The organism is Pseudochryseolinea flava, from assembly GCF_003286915.1.
GTDB lineage: Bacteria > Bacteroidota > Bacteroidia > Cytophagales > Cyclobacteriaceae > Ohtaekwangia > Ohtaekwangia flava.
On sequence record NZ_QMFY01000007.1, the window covers coordinates 28,490 to 46,359 of the forward strand.

Annotated in this window: 11 protein-coding genes and 1 tRNA gene; 3 read left to right on the forward strand and 9 right to left on the reverse strand. The window is 44.8% G+C overall.

Translation table 11 applies throughout. The features are described from left to right. Positions 1 to 32: 32 nt before the first annotated feature. Genes DQQ10_RS14460 through pgi form a run of 3 tightly spaced genes read right to left on the reverse strand, consistent with a single transcriptional unit; the run spans position 33 to position 3,732 of the window. A complete protein-coding gene (locus DQQ10_RS14460) occupies positions 33 to 1,019 on the reverse strand; it encodes an ROK family protein (RefSeq protein ID WP_112747604.1) in 987 nt (328 codons plus the stop codon). Positions 1,020 to 1,036: 17 nt separating this feature from the next. Further along, positions 1,037 to 2,020 (reverse strand): 6-phosphofructokinase, encoded by a 984-nt coding sequence (pfkA, locus tag DQQ10_RS14465; protein WP_112747605.1) that lies wholly within the window; start codon positions 2,018 to 2,020, stop codon positions 1,037 to 1,039. A gap of 59 nt (positions 2,021 to 2,079) precedes the next feature. After that, complete coding sequence (pgi, locus tag DQQ10_RS14470; protein WP_112747606.1) at positions 2,080 to 3,732, reverse strand: glucose-6-phosphate isomerase; 1,653 nt, start codon at positions 3,730 to 3,732, stop codon at positions 2,080 to 2,082. A 246-nt stretch (positions 3,733 to 3,978) separates the two neighbouring features. On the opposite strand from pgi, the gene DQQ10_RS14475 reads away from it, so the two are divergent. From DQQ10_RS14475 to DQQ10_RS14485, 3 genes are read left to right on the forward strand one after another with little or no spacing between them, the layout of a single operon-like run. After that, positions 3,979 to 8,475, forward strand: coding sequence for a T9SS type B sorting domain-containing protein (locus DQQ10_RS14475; RefSeq protein ID WP_112747607.1), 4,497 nt, complete (start codon positions 3,979 to 3,981; stop codon positions 8,473 to 8,475). A gap of 7 nt (positions 8,476 to 8,482) precedes the next feature. Continuing rightward, the gene (locus DQQ10_RS14480) at positions 8,483 to 9,586 is read left to right on the forward strand and encodes a PorP/SprF family type IX secretion system membrane protein (protein ID WP_112747608.1); all 1,104 of its coding nucleotides are present in this window, start codon (positions 8,483 to 8,485) and stop codon (positions 9,584 to 9,586) included. A 26-nt stretch (positions 9,587 to 9,612) separates the two neighbouring features. Continuing rightward, entirely contained in the window at positions 9,613 to 10,392 is a 780-nt protein-coding gene (locus DQQ10_RS14485; protein WP_133259657.1) for a DUF3592 domain-containing protein, read from the forward strand. A gap of 25 nt (positions 10,393 to 10,417) precedes the next feature. On the opposite strand, the gene DQQ10_RS14490 is transcribed toward DQQ10_RS14485, so the two are convergent. From DQQ10_RS14490 to DQQ10_RS14515, 6 genes are all read right to left on the reverse strand, one after another. Further along, positions 10,418 to 10,909, reverse strand: a complete 492-nt coding sequence (locus tag DQQ10_RS14490; RefSeq protein ID WP_112747610.1) for a hypothetical protein — start codon at positions 10,907 to 10,909, stop codon at positions 10,418 to 10,420. A gap of 91 nt (positions 10,910 to 11,000) precedes the next feature. Beyond that, on the reverse strand, positions 11,001 to 13,283 hold the full coding sequence (locus tag DQQ10_RS14495; protein WP_112747611.1) for a Tex family protein: 2,283 nt from the start codon (positions 13,281 to 13,283) through the stop codon (positions 11,001 to 11,003). A 389-nt stretch (positions 13,284 to 13,672) separates the two neighbouring features. Next, positions 13,673 to 13,786 carry a GIY-YIG nuclease family protein gene (locus tag DQQ10_RS28240; protein WP_245970420.1) on the reverse strand — a complete coding sequence of 38 codons (114 nt, stop codon included), beginning with the start codon at positions 13,784 to 13,786 and terminating at the stop codon, positions 13,673 to 13,675. A gap of 35 nt (positions 13,787 to 13,821) precedes the next feature. Further along, positions 13,822 to 13,895: transfer RNA gene (locus DQQ10_RS14505), tRNA-Met, on the reverse strand. A 191-nt stretch (positions 13,896 to 14,086) separates the two neighbouring features. Continuing rightward, complete coding sequence (locus DQQ10_RS14510; protein ID WP_112747612.1) at positions 14,087 to 14,839, reverse strand: LytR/AlgR family response regulator transcription factor; 753 nt, start codon at positions 14,837 to 14,839, stop codon at positions 14,087 to 14,089. Between the two features lie 9 nt (positions 14,840 to 14,848). Then, positions 14,849 to 17,827, reverse strand: a complete 2,979-nt coding sequence (locus DQQ10_RS14515; protein WP_112747613.1) for a sensor histidine kinase — start codon at positions 17,825 to 17,827, stop codon at positions 14,849 to 14,851. Positions 17,828 to 17,870 lie beyond the last annotated feature (43 nt).

A 17,870-nucleotide genomic window follows, 5' to 3' on the forward strand; every position in this document is an offset into this window, starting at 1 on the left:
CTGTCCTTTTTTTAATTTGATAAAGCTATTGATCAATATACTTCTTCTTTAAGTGTAGTCTTGTTGTCGAGGTAGTTCCAAACCAAGCTGCTTGCACCGAGGATTGGTGCGGCTTGATTTTGTAATCCTGACGGAAGAACTTTTACTTTTCCTCTGAACAAAGGCATCAAGTTAGCTTCCATGTGTTTGATCGTCGGTTTGAAGATGAGATCACCAGCTAGTGATAAACCACCAAACAAGAAGATCGCTTCAGGATCCGTATGAACAACTGTTTCAGCGAGCTTCATACCGAGAATACGTCCGGTGTATTCGAAGGCAGCAAGTGCCACAACGTCTCCTCGAACGGCCGACTCGGTAATCATCTTTGTTGTGAGGTTGTCGAAGCTAATGCCGCGCAATTCACTAGGCTCAAGATGGTCGGCAAGAAGTTTATAAACAGTGCGCTTAATACCTGTTGCTGATACATACGTTTCAAGGCAACCGCGTTTACCGCAATTGCAATAACGACCTGCGGGGTTAACAGACGTGTGTCCTACTTCACCGGCAATACCGTGTTTACCGTTGAGCAGTTGGCCGTTGCAAACGAATCCACTACCAAGTCCTGTACCTAGCGTGATCACGACGAAATCCTTCATGCCTTTCGCAGAACCATAGACCATTTCGCCTACAGCAGCAGCGTTAGCATCGTTGGTTACGATAGCCGGAATGTCGAATTCTTCCTTAAACATGTCAGCCAAAGGAATAATACCTTTCCACTTTAGGTTCGTAGCGCGTTCGATAGTGCCCTTATAATAGTTTCCATTTGCAGCACCTACACCGACACCAATAATCTTATGCTCGAAGCCGATACCTTTTATCCCGACACGCAATGCTTTTGCAAGGCCATCAAAGTAATCTTTGAACTCTTCGTATTGGGTAGTCGAGATGCTTCCCTGATGCACTACATTTCCATCGCGATCAACAATACCATATTTGGTGTTTGTTCCGCCGATGTCGATGCCAATGGTCAATTCTTTCATGGTGGACCGTATTAAGTTTAGATAGATAATATTTTTGCAATTCGACGTGACTCTTCATCGATTTCATGGTGACTTGCCATGATCACATCAAAATTGTTGTACACGATCTTGTTGTCCTTTATGCCGACCATTACGTCGTACTTGCCTTCCTGCAAACCCTCTACGGCGGCAACACCCATTCTGCTCGCAAGCACGCGATCAAAATAAGTAGGAGAGCCCCCACGTTGAAGGTGACCGAGTACGGTAACTTTAATGTCGAAATATGAAGAACGTTCCGCTACTTGTTTTGCAAGCGAGTGTGCATCACCAATCTTCGACCCTTCAGCAACCACCACGAGATTAGATTTTTTACTGGTGTCTTTATCAGCACCAAGTATCTTGTACAAGTCATCGAAGCTCATGTTCTCCTCCGGAATAATGATGGCCGCAGCACCTCCGGCGATACCGCTATTGATCGCGATATATCCAGAATTTCTACCCATCACTTCAACAAAGAAAAGGCGGTTATGAGATAACGCAGTATCTCTGATCTTGTCAATTGCCTCCACGGCAGTGTTAGTAGCCGTGTCATAGCCAATCGTGTAGTCCGTGCCGCTTAAGTCGTTGTCAATTGTTCCAGGGATACAGATCGATGGAATCTGATACTCTTGGTAAAACTTATGGAGACCTGTAAACGTTCCATCACCACCAATAGCGACAAGTGCTTCGATTCCGAGTTTCGTCAGGTTATCATATGCTTTCTTTCTTCCTTCTGGTGTTCTGAACTCGGCGCTTCTTGCGGACTTGAGCACCGTTCCACCGCGTTGTAAAATGTTACCCACAGAGCGAGCACCCAACTTCACGATGTCGCCTTCGATCATCCCTTCGTACCCGCGCATAATGCCGTAACATTCCTTCTTATAATAAGTGCAGGCGCGCACCACAGCCCGGATGGCAGCGTTCATTCCTGGCGCATCTCCACCCGAAGTAAACACGCCGATCTTCGAAATTTTATTGTTCATCTGGTTGATAAATCCATCAAAAATAACGGACAGTTAATATTTTACAATCAATTAATTAATCATTTAGATTTCAAACGTTTGAAATAGTTGATTAGCCCGTTCGTCGAACCGTCGTGTGATGTGATTTCATCTGCACTACTCAATTCTGGTAAGATTTTCTTCGCTAATACTTTTCCTAGTTCAACGCCCCACTGATCGAAACTGAAGATATTCCAGATCACACCCTGTACGTAAATCTTGTGTTCATACATCGCGATCAAACTCCCCAGCGTATGTGGTGTGAGTTGTTTAAATAAGATTGTGTTGCTCGGCTTATTGCCTTCAAATACACGGAAAGGTGTATGAAATACGATTGACTCTTCATCGAATCCTGCGGCTTTCAGTTCTGCAGTCACTTCGTCGGCGGTCTTTCCTTTCATCAACGCCTCTGTTTGCGCGAAGAAGTTAGATAACAATTTATCGTGGTGATCGCTCAATGGATTTTGGCTAATCGCTGGCGCCAAGAAATCACAAGGGATCATTTTCGTTCCTTGGTGAATTAATTGGTAGAAGGCGTGCTGTCCATTCGTGCCTGGCTCACCCCAGATAACCGGACCGGTCTGATACTCTACAGGATCACCATTGCGATCAGTAGACTTACCGTTGCTTTCCATATTGCCTTGTTGAAAGTACGCAGCAAAACGGTGCAAGTACTGATCGTAGGGAAGAATTGCCTCCGATGCAGCGCCAAAGAAATTGTTATACCAAATGCCAATCAATGCGAGAATAACCGGAACGTTTTTTTCAAGTGGTGCTTTTCTGAAATGATTATCCATCGCATGAGCGCCATCTAATAGTCGTTCGAAGTTATCGTAGCCGATAGTTGCGGCGATTGAAAGTCCGATAGACGACCAAAGCGAGTAACGACCACCAACCCAATCCCAGAATACGAACATGTTTTCTGGCGCGATACCAAACTTGGTAACTTCTTTTTGATTGGTTGATACTGCAACAAAATGTTTGGCAACTTCTCCTTTATTTCCCGTCTTCTCTAAAAACCAATTTCTTGCCGATTCTGCATTCGTCATGGTTTCCTGAGTCGTAAATGTCTTCGACGCAATGATGAACAAAGTAGTTTCTGGGTTGAGCTTTTTAACCGTCTCAGCGATATGCGTTCCATCGACGTTTGAAACGAAATGAGGCGTAATGTTTTTCCAATATGGACGGAGTGCTTCAGTCACCATATAAGGACCTAAATCAGATCCACCAATACCAATGTTGACAATATCCGTAATGGCTTTTCCGGTGTAGCCCTTCCAAACTCCGCTCTGTAGATCGTCGGAAAACTTCTTCATTTGCGCGAGCACGCGATTCACTTCCGGCATCACATCTGCACCATCAGCAAGGATGGCTGTATTTGATCGATTACGCAATGCAGTATGAAGTACCGCACGGTTTTCTGTTTGATTGATTTTCTCGCCAACAAACATAGATGCAATCGCGCCTTCAAGCTCCATCTCTTTCGCGAGGTCGATGAGTGTTTGCATCACTTCCGAGGTGATTAAGTTTTTCGAGTAATCAACAAGAATGTCTTCAAATTGAGCACTGAACTTTGAGAATCGATCCGGATCTTCTTGGAAGAGTTCGCGCATGTGTGTCGCTTGAAGCGTCATAAAATGAACTTCAAGTTTTTGCCACGCTGCGGTCGTCGTAGGGTTTTGGTTTGGTAGCATAGTTCAAAAATTTTGGCAAAAATAAGATTTCAACCACAGAAGTGGCCTTTTTATTCGGAATTTGAAGAAAATTCATATTCTAGAACCTTCTACATGCTTCGTTGCAAATTTCGGCGCATTCGTGCGGCAAAAGCGGAACATTTGCTAAGTAGAAACGTCAGTCGATACGTGATCGATATCGAAAGGAAAATTCACATATGGCAAATGAACCGTTGAACCAAATCCAATAAAAAAATCGCCAGGAAAATGATTACATTCGCCCGATTGACTGTATTCAACCCTGAATTATCCTTAACCATCAGTAGAATGCTGAGCCCCCTGAAGTTTTTCGCGTTCGTAGCGCTCGTTATTGCTAGTCATTTTGCAACCGCACAACGCATTTTTTGGAATGAACCCAACAATGATCGAATCCGATTTGGTACTTTATCTAATACATCGCTGACGACGCCAGTTAATTTACTGAGCCACCCCAACATTGCGAAGGAAATCACTTTCGATCCGGGATATAACTATGCTTTCTTTACCGACAATAGTGGCGCATCTTTCTATCAATCTACATATGCTGGCGAAAACCCGGTTGAAATTGAGTACTTCGCGCCCATGGCAGAAGCTTTGGATATTGACTATAGCGTGAATGCCGGTGGTGTGTATGTTGTAAAATTTTATGAAGACGGAGGTATTGATTTCACACTTGAAAACGGTGGCGGCACAAACTCTGTAAACATGGGTACTAGGTCGGGCAACGTCTACAACTGCGTTGCGGTCGACGATGGTAATGAACGTATTTTTACGTATGATGTCAATTCTAATTTAATCTGCGCAGTCAATTTCTCTGGTGGTGAGCCCGAAGACCTCATATCAGCTGACATTGTCACGGCGATGGATTACAGTGAGAGTTCCGGAACACTTGTTTACGCAACCGAAACGGGAGATATCGCATACTATAAAAGCGCGAGTGATCTTGATGTAATCATCACCGTAGCAGAGGCCGGTACTATTACATCAATAGCGTACTATGCCGCCTACAATAAAATCTACTACGTTATCAACGAGAAAATTTTTAGCGTAAACTTCGATGGTTCGGGAACCACGCAGCTCATGAACCTAGCAGGAACGGGTGTTACCGACCTTTGGGTTGAGCCTGATCAAACTTTGCCGACCGTGACTTCTCGTTACCCGGCTGTTGGGCAGACGGGGATCACTGCAGGTTCAACATTCTCCTTAGATTTTACAGAAGCAATTCGTGTTTCCAGCGATGCCGGATTAGGAACTCAAATACAGATTAGATTAATAGAAACAGCAACGGGTACACCCATCGCGACTTATGATCGAAGCGATGCGAAAATATTGGTGACAGGTTCAAGTGTCACGATCTCGGGTTTGCCTTTTGAAGACGGGTCAAAAGAATATCACATTCTGATCGGCAACCGTGTGTTCGAAGATATGGCCGGCAATAACTACGTCGGCATTACCACTGCGACAGGTTGGAATTTTACTTCAGCCGTTGATAATACGAAGTTCTATTCTATTAAGAGTGGTACATGGAATGATCCCACCATCTGGTCACACGACGGGCACAACGGTACCCCTGCTGGTAGCGCACCTGGCACAGGCGACGTGTTTATTGGCGCTGGGCATACCGTGACGATGACGGCCAATGAATTTGTCTGGGGAGATAATAACGGGCTTGTTATCGAGACTGGCGGTGCACTGGATATGGCCAACTTTAATTTAGAAGTGCTTGGTAACGAATTCAGAATCAACGGCACCTTGCGTAACGCAGGAAATATCTCTGGCTCGTTCGATCTATACGCCGTTGAATTACCTGTCTTTGTTCAAATTTTGCCCGGGGTGGCTTCTTCAGTTGGTGAAGAGATCACCCTGCACACCAATGTCGTGTCATATGTTTCCCCGTCAACAATCAACGGTGGCGCGATTAACACCAATGGCTTCGAAGTCTGCACACCACCAACGATTCCTGTCTCGCCCGTCGTTACAAACATCAATGGTAGCTCCATTAACCTCGCATGGACACCGGGTAGCGGTACTGCATTCATCTTAATTCGCGACGAAGGAAACTCATCGACGAAGCCCAAATTTGAAATGACATACACACCGAATGTAAACTTTGGCACTGGTACGGATGTGGGCAATAGTAATTTTGCACTTTATCAAGGCACAGCTAACAACGTTACGGTTACTGGTTTAAGTCCAGCTACCGCATACGTTGTTGATATGTATGGATTTAACACCAGTATTGGCGGCTGTTACTCGTTGAATAATTATCAAACATGGAACTTCGTTACTTGCCCAACACTGGCAGCGCCGACGAATCCCGTAGGCGCAACGTATTGCACAGGTGATACAAAGCCAGCGCTAGTCGTTGATGATCCAGGTATTGGTAGAAATATTGATTGGTATGATGCAGCAACAGGTGGAAACTTGGTGACCGGTAATACGTCTGGTGGAAACGCCCGTGGTGAAGTTTTTATTCCAACTGCGACATCTGGAACGTTCTATGCACAACTTTATGATGGTGTTTCTGGATGTGCCAGTACAACGCGTACGGCTGTGACACTCACAATGAATCCTGCGATTACACCCGGTACCGCGTCAGCAACTCAGAACTTATGTACCGGTGGTGACCCTACGGTAATTACGGGCGGAACAGCCACTGGCGGAACAGGAACATTCACCTATCAATGGATGACTTCGTTAACCGCTGGCGGACCTTACAACGCGTTGATGGGTGCAACGTCTGCAACCTATGATCCACCAGCAGGTGTAACACAATCTGCATACTATGTGCGTACCGTAATATCCGGTGTATGTTCACGTGATGGAAGTGAAATTGCCGTGAATGTGGTGTCATCACCCATTATAACGGCGCAACCCGCTGCCGAAATTGTCTGCGCTGGCGAAGCAGCATCGTTTAATGTGGTCGCTACTGGTGTGCTATTAACATACCAATGGCAACTTGATAATGGTAGTGGTTTTACCAACGTGAGCAATGGCGGGGTGTATAGTGGCGCGACAGCAACAACGTTGAGTATCTCGAATACCACCGGACTTAACGGCGTCCGTTATCGTTGCATCGTTACGTCTACAGCGACTTGCTCAACACCATCTGGAGGCGCGTTGCTAACCGTAAATACACGACCAAGCGCAGTCGATGTTCCTGTTGCTGTTTGTGAAATTACATCAGGCTCCGGCGGTGCAAATATCAATCTCCTCGACTACAATGATGAAGTAACCGGCAACGACGCCACCGCGAGTGTGGTTTGGTATGAATCGGATACATATTTGACGCCGCTTACAAATCCTAATCTTGTGTTTGCTTCAACAGGGCGCACGTATTATCCGCGCGTTTCTAGTACCAATACGTGCACAGACGATGCCGTGCTCACAGTCACGGTGAAATATAAACCAGAAGTCACGCCGCTGCCTACAGAGCGCTTGATGTGCAGTGGAACGCAAACCAATCTTTCCTATGAGTCACAACCAAACGGTGCGACGTATAGCTGGACCGTTAGTTCGAACGGCTCAATTAGTGGCGCGTCGAACGGCAACGGAACGACCATCAACCATACTTTGAATAACAGTGCATCAACACAACAACGAATCAGCTACACCGTCACACCGACGTTAGATGGTTGTACTGGTGCACCATTCGCGCAAAGTGTTGCGGTAGACCCAGTGCCAACGATCTTCAATGTGACAGGTGGTGGCGGCTACTGCGCTGGCGGTACTGGTGTTGAAATAAAATTGAGTGGATCACAGACAGGGGTGAAATACACATTAATGAAAGATAACGTGCCAACAAGCATGACATCAGATGGAAACAATGGTGCGATAACGTTTAGCAATGTCACTGCCGCAGGATCCTATACAATTCGTGCGACAACGGCAGCGACTTGTAATGGGAATATGAACGGCGCTGTTGTCGTAGCCATCAACGCGGCTCCAACCGGAACAGCGGTGATTGACGGCGCTTCACTTTTATGTATTGGCGAAGAACAGCCATATAATGTGAAAGGCATCTTTAATGCAACGAGCTACACCTGGACGCTCCCGAATGGAGCCGAAGCAGTAACGCCGAGTACGACGGCGTCGATCACGATTCGCGCAATAGGAACAATCGATGGGCCGATTAGAGTTGAACCTTCAAATGCATGCGGTGTAGGTGCACCCACAACAATTGGGTCACTTGCGTTGACAAGTCGCCCAGAAACGGTAGTCAACATTCAGACCGCTGATGAAATTTATGCGGGTGAAGCTACCTCATTCTCTTACAGTACGACAGCAGTTGATGCGATTGCCGTCTGGAATTTCGGCGATGGAAATGGTACTGGGAACGGAATGATTGTGGAACATACCTATGAAGCTGAAGGTAATTACACTGTGACCGTTGTTGTGTCGCCACAAAGCGGATGTGCTGGTTCTGCAACAGCTGATGTTACCGTAAAACCGAAAGCATCATTGGGCACGCTTGCCATTAAAAATGTTGTAACGGCTAACGGTGACCAAAGCAACGACATGCTTTACATTGATTTGCTCGAAAAATTTGGAGACAATGAAGTGATCGTGATTGACCGCTGGGGTACAGAAGTGTTCCGCCAAAAGAACTATCAGAACGATTGGGACTTTAAAAAAGGTGGAGAATATCTACCGGCGGGTAACTATGTCTGCATTTTGAAGAGTGGAGACAAAACATTTTCAAGAGTAGTAACAGTTATTAAATAGCAACAATTTGAGAAAGATTCTACTGGTATTAGTCGTATTCGCATTGCTAAGTTCTTGGGAGGCGAAGGCTCAAGATGCACCGCTGTTTACACAAAAGCTTACCAATTCATTTCTGTATAATCCTTCGGTTGCAGGAAATACCTTTGGCTCCATTACTTTATCACACCGAAAGTTTTGGTCTGGCGTGGAAGGATCGCCGAGTACTACATTCTTCAGTGCACATACGCCGTTCGCGCAACATCGATTCGGAACTGGATTAAATTTCTATCAAGACAAAGTCGGAATTACCACTTCGATCTATGCATCGGCGGCATTCGCCTATCACATCCGCATCAACGACAACAATATGCTTTCATTTGGTGTATCGGGTGAGTACAATAATATGAAACTTGGAGGAGCAGATGTTATTCACGAGAACGATCCGCTGCTGATGACCGATAGCAGAAGTGCATTTGATTTCTCCTTCGGGACAAGCTATAAGTCGAAGTACTTTCAACTTGGTGCCGCTGCAAATCGACTCAACGCATTGACTGGCGTGATCGATACCGTTACACAGTTTCCTGCCTTTTACTCAGGGTTCTTTCAGTTGAACTTACCTTTCGCTGATGAAAAATTCTTGTTTGAGCCCATGGTAACGGTGAGAAGTTTTGCAAAGAGTTCTCCCCAAGTTGATGCTGGCGCTTATCTAACAGGATATAATACAGTAATGGTAGGAGGGAGTTATCGCACGGGCGGAACGATCAATGCGAGTGCTGCTTTTAGGTGGAAAAATGTCATGATTGGCTACAGTCGCGATATCGTGACTGGCGATTACCGACAAGGATTAGGGGCGACGAATGAAATTTCTTTACGCTTTGATTTTAATGATCAAAGCTACTACATGAAGCAACGCAATGCCCGGGCTATCAATAGCAAGGCCATGAGTATTCGAAGGAAAACGTTAGGAACGTATAGCCGCAATGGTTCGTCTTTTCAGCAAAGTCAACGGTATAAGAAATCAGTTAAGCGTAAACAATTCATGTCGCCAAACTATCGGATGAATGCAAGTAAAAAATTAATGACGCGAAAAGTAAGTGGCCGTAAGCCAAGCTATAAGCGCAGAAGAAGATAACCCTATACCAACAAGGAAACTCCACCATGCAAGCTAGACTAATAAAATTCGATACATACTTATCACTGTTGAAAAAACACCTCGTGCCATTCGTGGCCGGTATCGTGATTTGTGGCATATCACTTTACATCTTCGTGCTTTTTTCATTCATGTCACTGACGCTCTCACAAGAATCATTAGACGTGGACTATGAGAAGATCGAGAAGGAGGGAACGTCTACACAAGGCGTTGTTACAGACATATCCACCATTTACAGCGCGTCGATCAATGGCCGACATCCGTCAGATATATCTTACGATTACGTAGTCGACGGAGATACGCTCTATGGGCAATTTCGCACGATCGATCCCGATGTATTTGATCTGTATGTCGGCGATGAAGTGGACGTGAGATATCTTGGATCAAATTCCATGTTGACCGATTTCGAGACGTTTAGCTTTCCATTTCAAATCATTCAATATGTCTGCTTAATATTTTTAGGCATAGGCGTTACACTCATGTTGTACGCGGTCATTCGTGTCGTCGTGAAGTCACAGCTTCTTAAATATGGTAAGATCGTCGAAGCTACGTTTGTAAAAACAGACCCGATGTTAAGTGTGGCGTTCTCAACAAAGGGTGTCGTGTTTTATCAATACACAACGAGCACGGGAAGGGTGATTAATGCCAAATGTAAAACCGATGATTTATTTCTATTCCGCGAAGTAAAGCCAGGCGATCCGATCAAGATCTTCGTCGGAACAAAAAATGAAAACAATTCATCCTTAATTCCGGCCGTCGAAGCTCAACGAAATCGTTGGGTGATCTAGTTCTCCGAGCGGTCTTGGGAGAGCATCAGTGTTTGGGAGTTGGATCTTTTGCACAATTATCCTGCACATACTGAAAGTTTATCCCATGCTCCTGCAGTAACGTATTGAATTCTGACTTGGTCAACTCTTTAGTCTTCCCATTGCCATTGTAATAGTAGTTACAGCATTTTTTATCGTAATGATAGAATGCAGTTAATGTAATGACACTGTCACCTTCCAGATAGTCAAAATGATCACTTTCAATTTTGATCGCATAGTTTGCAAATAAGGCATCTTGAATTTGAATGTCTTTCAAGCTGTGGCGTGGGTAGGCGTTAGACGGATTGGTCCACCAAAGACTACTTTGACTTTCTATAAAAGTTGATTCAAGTAAGGGGAGTTGAAGGGCCTTACGTTCACTGTTAAACGACTGGTCGTAGTTAGAAATCTTGATCGACTTGTATAGATATGGTCCGCCGATTATAACGATCAGCGCAATGGATATCAGAATTTCTTTTCGCGTAAATTTAAGGCGCATGGTAGTTGTCGTTTGTGAGTTACGATGATGGTATCAAATAAAAAAGGTTCAGAACGATTGCCTGAACCTTTGTGAATATCCTTAATTCAAATTACTTCTTAAACTTATTAACGAGCATCGCGAGTTTGTCTTCCATGCTCATTTCCTTTTCCTTCGGTTTATTGTCGCGACGATTGTCTTTGGAGCGATTTCCTCCCCCTGTGTTTGTCGTGGGTTGTGCATCTGCAAACGGGTTGCTCTTCATAGAAAGACCAATACGTTTACGCGGTACATCCACTTCAACAACAGTGACATTCACCTTTTGTGCCACAGAGACTGCCTCCTTAGGATCTTTAATGAATTTGTCCGAAAGGTGACTGATGTGAACAAGCCCATCTTGGTGAACACCGATATCGACGAAAGCACCAAAGTTGGTTACGTTCGTTACAATCCCAGGAAGTCTCATTCCGATTTTGAGATCACCAATCGTGTTAACACCATCGGTGAAGCTGAAAATTTCGAATACCTGACGAGGGTCGCGTCCTGGTTTCTCTAATTCTGATACGATATCCGTAAGTGTAGGAAGCCCCACCTTATCGTTTACATATTTCTTTAGGTCAAGTTGTCTCCTCAGGTCAGCGCTTGACATGAGTTCCTTCACTGAGCAATTTAGGTCTGCCGCCATTTGTTGCACGATAGCATAGCTTTCAGGGTGAACAGCGCTTGCATCCAACGGATTTTGTGAATCACCGATGCGTAAAAATCCCGCGGCCTGCTCAAATACTTTTTCACCTAAGCGCGGTACTTTCATCAGCTCTGCACGTTCCTTAAACGGACCGTTTTGATTTCTGAATTCTACAATATTCTTCGCGAGTGCGGGACTCAATCCCGAGACGTAGGAGAGGAGTTCTTTACTGGCCGTGTTTACTTCAACGCCAACGGAGTTCACGCAGCTCATTACAACATCGTCGAGACCAGCCTTGAGTTTAGTCTGATCAACATCATGCTGATATTGACCAACCCCGATAGATTTGGCATCGATCTTCACCAGTTCCGCCAGCGGATCCATCAATCTTCTTCCGATCGATACTGCGCCCCGAACCGTCACATCTTTGTCTGGGAATTCTTCACGTGCAACGTCAGAGGCTGAATAAACTGATGCACCGCTTTCGTTAACCATCACCACAATAATCTTATTGCTCAGGCCGATAGACTTTACAAAAGATTCCGTTTCACGACTCGCAGTACCATTACCAATCGCGATCGCTTCAATGTCGAATTGGGTGCAAAGCTGTTTGATCAAAGCACCAGACTTAGCCGTTTCCCGTTGAGGGTCGTTGGGATAGATCACGTCATAGTGAAGCAATTTTCCCTGTCGATCGAGACACACAACTTTACATCCAGTTCTAAATCCAGGATCGAGAGCAAGAACGTTTTTCTGTCCGAGTGGTGCAGCGAGGAGCAACTCTTTCAAGTTTGACGCAAATACTTTAATCGCTTCTTCATCGGCACGCATTTTCGTTTCCATACGGATTTCCGTCTCAAGTGACGGACGAAGTAAACGTTTATAAGAGTCTTTAATAGCAAGACTTACTTGTTCAGCCGCTGGATTTTCAGCCTTCACAAATTGGCGTTCCATTGACGAGATTGCCATTTCTTCCGGTGGAAAAATATCCAATGCAAGAATGCCTTCCTTTTCCCCACGACGCATCGCCAAAAGTCTGTGTGAAGGTGTCTTGGCTATTGGTTCGTTCCACTCAAAGTAGTCTTTGTATTTTTGGCCCTCAGTTTCCTTGCCTTTCATCACACGTGACTCTACGTTGCCTTCGCTCCAGAAAAGTTCGCGTACATTCTTCCGAGTGTCCTGGTTTTCAGCAACCCATTCTGCGATGATGTCGCGCGCGCCGTCGAGTGCTTCTTGCTGATTTGCAACACCTTTTTCAGTATTAATAAAGGTGGATGAGAAAGAATCGAGGTCAAATTTTTCTTGTTCAAAAAGTCGCTGTGCCAAAGGCTCGAGGCCTTTCTCTTTTGCAACACTCGCGCGTGTTTTACGCTTCGGCTTGTATGGCAGATAGATATCTTCCAGTTCTGCTAATGTTTCGGCATTGACAACAGAACCCAGCAACTCTGGCGTTAATTTTCCTTGTTTCTCGATGGAGCTGATGATCGCTTCACGACGTTTATCCAATTCACGCAATTGCTCAATTCGATCACGAATGTTGGCTACCATAACCTCATCCATGCTGCCGGTCATTTCCTTGCGATAACGCGAAATGAAAGGAATTGTAGCGCCTTCCGCCAACAAATCGGCCACAGCCTTAACATTTTTGAGAGGCAAGGAGAACTCCTTTGCCATCTGATCAACCCACCTAGAAAGATTTTCTTGCTCCATAAAATTAAAAACAGGGAGGCAAAAATATAAGATCGGAAACAACCTGCAAGGGTTTTGCGACGATGTGGTGCACTGTTTTACCAGACAGTGTCATCTTTTGTCGCAATTCAGAAACCAGCGTTAAAAAAGCCGCAATTAGTCTCACGATGGGTAGACACATAACGAAAAAGACAGCGTTCTTGCTGTCTTTTTTGTAGCGCGAGGAGAGTTGAACCCCCGTCCGCCTATGGCAGATATGAGTTTCAATGCTCTTGTTGGTATTTTTCTATTAACTGTTTGATGAGCACTCTTCCCATCCAGACTTCAATTCCTTTTCTCTTTTTATTGCATCGGCTTTCGAGATGTACTGCTCCGTGTACAATACGATCCATGGTCGGTATCGCCAGCGTTTATCCTTTGGTAGACAGTTCATTGTGAGATGCCAAGCGTGATTCAAGATCACTTGTATAACCCACATAAGTCTTACGATGGGGAATGCTGTAAAGTACGTAAACATGATGCATAACGAAAAAAGACAGCGTTCATGCTGTCTTTTTTGTAGCGCGGGGGAGAGTTGAACCCCCGACCTTTGGGTTATGAATCCAACGCTCTAACCACCTGAGCTACCGCGCCGTTTTAATCTAAAATTCAACTATTTACTATCAAATTATTGAAATTCAGAAGACTATATGCGAGAAGTGAATCACAATTCCCGATTTAGGAGCGCAAACTTACGAAGTTGATTATAATATTCAACTGATGATCAAAAATAAATATGTCTAAATATCCTTTAGCATGTGAAACTCACTGACGATACCTTACCATCACACCACCGAATATCCCGGCATAACCACTTCCAAGAATAATTGCTTTCTATTTCGCGCCACGTCGAGATAATCATTATTGCTCATTTGCACCTGACCACCACGACCTTTTACGTACGACTTCACATGTTCAATGTTGATCAGATAGGAATTATGGATTCTAACAAATTGTGGCAACTGCAGGATGGTCTCGAACTCCTTCAGATTTTTTGACACCAATATCTTTTGGTCATTCGTCAAAATAAAGGAAGTGTAGTTGCCTTCCGCCTTACAATAAAGAATGCGTGTCAATGCGATGATCTGCAGGCCATGTGAGTCTGCGATAGCTATTCGACCATTCATCGGTCCTTGTGGGTGTCGATTGTCGCCTCGAACCAACGCGCGAAGTTGTTCCCCTTTTTTCTTCGACACTTTCACAACAGCGTCCTTCAATTCATCCCCAACCAACGGCTTCACCAGGTAGTCGATGGCGGCATATTTAATGGCTTTGATCGCGTAGTTGTTGTATCCCGTGGTGAAAATGATTTCAAAATCAATCTGTGAAAGACGTTGCAGCAAATCAAAACCATCACCGTCGTTTAGGTGAACATCGAGAAACACGATGTCTGGTGAATCGTGATTTGAGAGATATTCAAATGCCGCATTTACGGAATCACATTCATGATCGATTACCACATCAGGGCAGTGTATCGAGAGAAGTTTCCGAAGTGTAGTGCGAGCACTTTGTTCATCGTCTATTATTACAACATTCATAGGAGTCCTTTATTCGTAGTAGGTATACGGAAATGCAAGGGAGACGCGCGTTCCACTTCTGTCATTATAGTCACTGCCGATGTCTTCGATTTGCACACTCAAATAGGTATTATTCTGTTGTTTGATAACCTCTAACCGATCCATGATCAACTTGGTGCCATACGATTTCCGTGCCGTTGTTCTTTTACTTAACAGGGATGCATTAACACCAATGCCGTTGTCTTCAATCACTATTTTAAAGAACGCGTCGAAGGGCGAAATCGTCAGCGTAACAAGGCCGTGTTCTTTCATCGGGATGATGCCATGCCAGATTGCATTTTCGATAAAGGGTTGCAACGTAAGCGATGGAATCAACAGGCGACTTGTATTGAGTTGCTCATGACAAGCGACGGACATAGAAAAACGTGGGCCAAGCCGAAGTTGTTCGATATCGCAATACAATTGAATATACTCTAACTCGGCAGCGAGTGTGATCATTTGGCGGTCGGAGTGCTCCAAAGTAAGTCTCATGAGTTTGCTAAATTTCCCGATGTACTGGTCAACATTGTTTCCTGTGAACAACATTCCTTGTAAAGAATTGAAAGCATTCGACATGAAATGGTAGTTCATTTGTGAATGCAGCGTTTTTAATTCGGCGAGCTGAAGTTTTCTCTTTTCTGCTTTTCTATTCCGGCGATACCGTTGATAGACGCGCGTCAAGTATATTGTCAATAATGTCGCGGCGATCGTTATCAAAACAAGAAAACCACTCGTCTTCCAAAACGGCGTTGCAATAGCAAGGTGATAGGTGACAGGATCGCTCCATTGACCGTCTTTATCCGATCGCGCCATCACGGCGAAGGTGTAGTGCCCGGGTAGCAACGAAGGAAAATCAACGGAAGTATTATGCGTCTCTTGCCATTCAATGGATGATTGTTCGGGCAGATGATCGCCGCTTGTTAGTGCGTATCGATAAATTCTCTCATTTGTTTTATAGGTAATCCCGACAAAGGAAATTTTGAAATTATTTTGTTTGTGATGGAATTCATCAGCAGTGCCGATAGCGATGTTTTGATGGTTGACTGCAACTCCGGTGATGTAAACCAGTGGTGCAGGTGATGGATGTGAGACTACGTTTTTGTCGATGACACTCAACCCATTGGATGTACCAACCCAAACGCGCTGCTCGTCAACAAGGAGTGCATTGACGAAATTGGACGGTAGCCCTGCCGTTGCGTTGATGTGCTGGACAGCCGCTGGTGCATAGTTGTGAGCCAGTGTAATACGATGTAGCCCAGCGTTTGTTCCGACCCAAAGCGTTTTTCCATCGATCTGAATTTTGTTGCAGAGGTTTGATGGAAGTCCGTTGTGTTGGTTGATTTTTCTGACTTCTTGATTGGGTAAAACGATGAAGACGCCCTTGTTGCTGGTCGCGATGAATACTGCGCCTGCCGAATCTGTTTTGACGTCAACGACGCGTTCGCTGAGTTGTGGAATTTTGTCGTGTAGGTTGACTAGTGTATCGCCGTTAAAGAATGCAATACCGACATCGAGCCCCACCCAAAATTTATTTTCTCCCTGCTTGTGCACGACATTCACGGGCGTGGCACAGTGTTGAATGATATCAAATCGTTTGTAAGCTTCGCGAAATATTGGGAGCTCGTGACTTGCGCGATGGCGCTTTTCACGGTCAAGAAGTTTCTTCGAGAATGAGCTCAGCCCATGGTATCGCCCGGCGACAAGGTATCGGTCGTCGTTCACTTTCACAACGCCGCGTCCATGTAGGTTACTAACCAAAGTAACGTCTTCTCCACTGGCGTAGCACAGGCCATATTGCGACGAGATAAGCATCGATGTCGGTTCGATGTGGATGTCGTAAATTAAAGGTTTGCTATACCGTATGTAAGAGGGAAGGTACGTCAGAAACTTATGCTTCGAGATTTTATTCTGCTGATCTATTTTAGACAGCGTGAAGTTATCATGACCAAGATAAATCTGACCATCATACTTCTTTATCGCATAGACGTTGTTCGAGCTAAGGCCATCGGCAGTGGTAAAATTCCGAATATTTTTATGTGTGATCAGTAGGATTCCATTCTTTAACGTGGTGAACCAGATGTTCCCTTCATGATCTTCCATCACGTGAGAGATGTGATTCCCTTTTAGAAAGTGCTGGCGTTGACGTGTGATTGGATCGAAATGCACCGTTCCGTCTTCTGTGCAAACCCATATTGAGCCACCGCTTCCCTTCGCGAAATTGAGCACGAGACTGCCAGTAGAAATCCAATGGTTGAATTTTCCGCTGCCTTTAGGCGAGGATCCGAATTGATCCTCCTGACCTAACCACAGGGAATCACCAATGATTCGGTTTGCAAAACTTGTAAAGGCAAACGTGTCGCGCGAAAGAATTGTCTTGTTGTTCGCAAGGCAAACGAGTTCACCTGTTCGCACAATGCTATACGATCCGTCGTGGTGTTGGTAGCCACCGATGTATGCGCCGGCCGATTTGTCAATTTTGTGATAGATGTTTTCCGTTTGAAAATCTGGCGTACATCGTACCACACCTTCTAGATAATAGGTAATCATGAACGCACTATCCGGTGTCTCCACGATCTTCATGATTTGAGATGAACGATCTATTTTTTTAAGAACTGGCGTATTCTCACTGTTAAATATTTTCCCATGATGAATGTAGGAGATTTTTCCATTCATGGATCGCAGCCAGATTCTGCCGCTATGGTCTTCATAAAATCCAAAGATGTCGTTATCAGGAAGCCCATCTTCTAACGTATAATTGGTGAACTCGTAGCCATCATAACGACTGATACCAGCTGACGTGGCAAACCACATGAATCCTTGACGATCTTGTAATGCCTCATACACTGTTTGCGATGGTAATCCATCAAGTGTAGTGAAATGTTTGAATGGTAAGTTTTGCGCTGAAACATACGTTCCAATGTGAAAGAGTAATAACAACAACGTGGCTCGAAAATAATTTCTGTTCGCCATGAATGTATCGTGATGATAGCAAGGTTAAAGTAGCAGATCACCA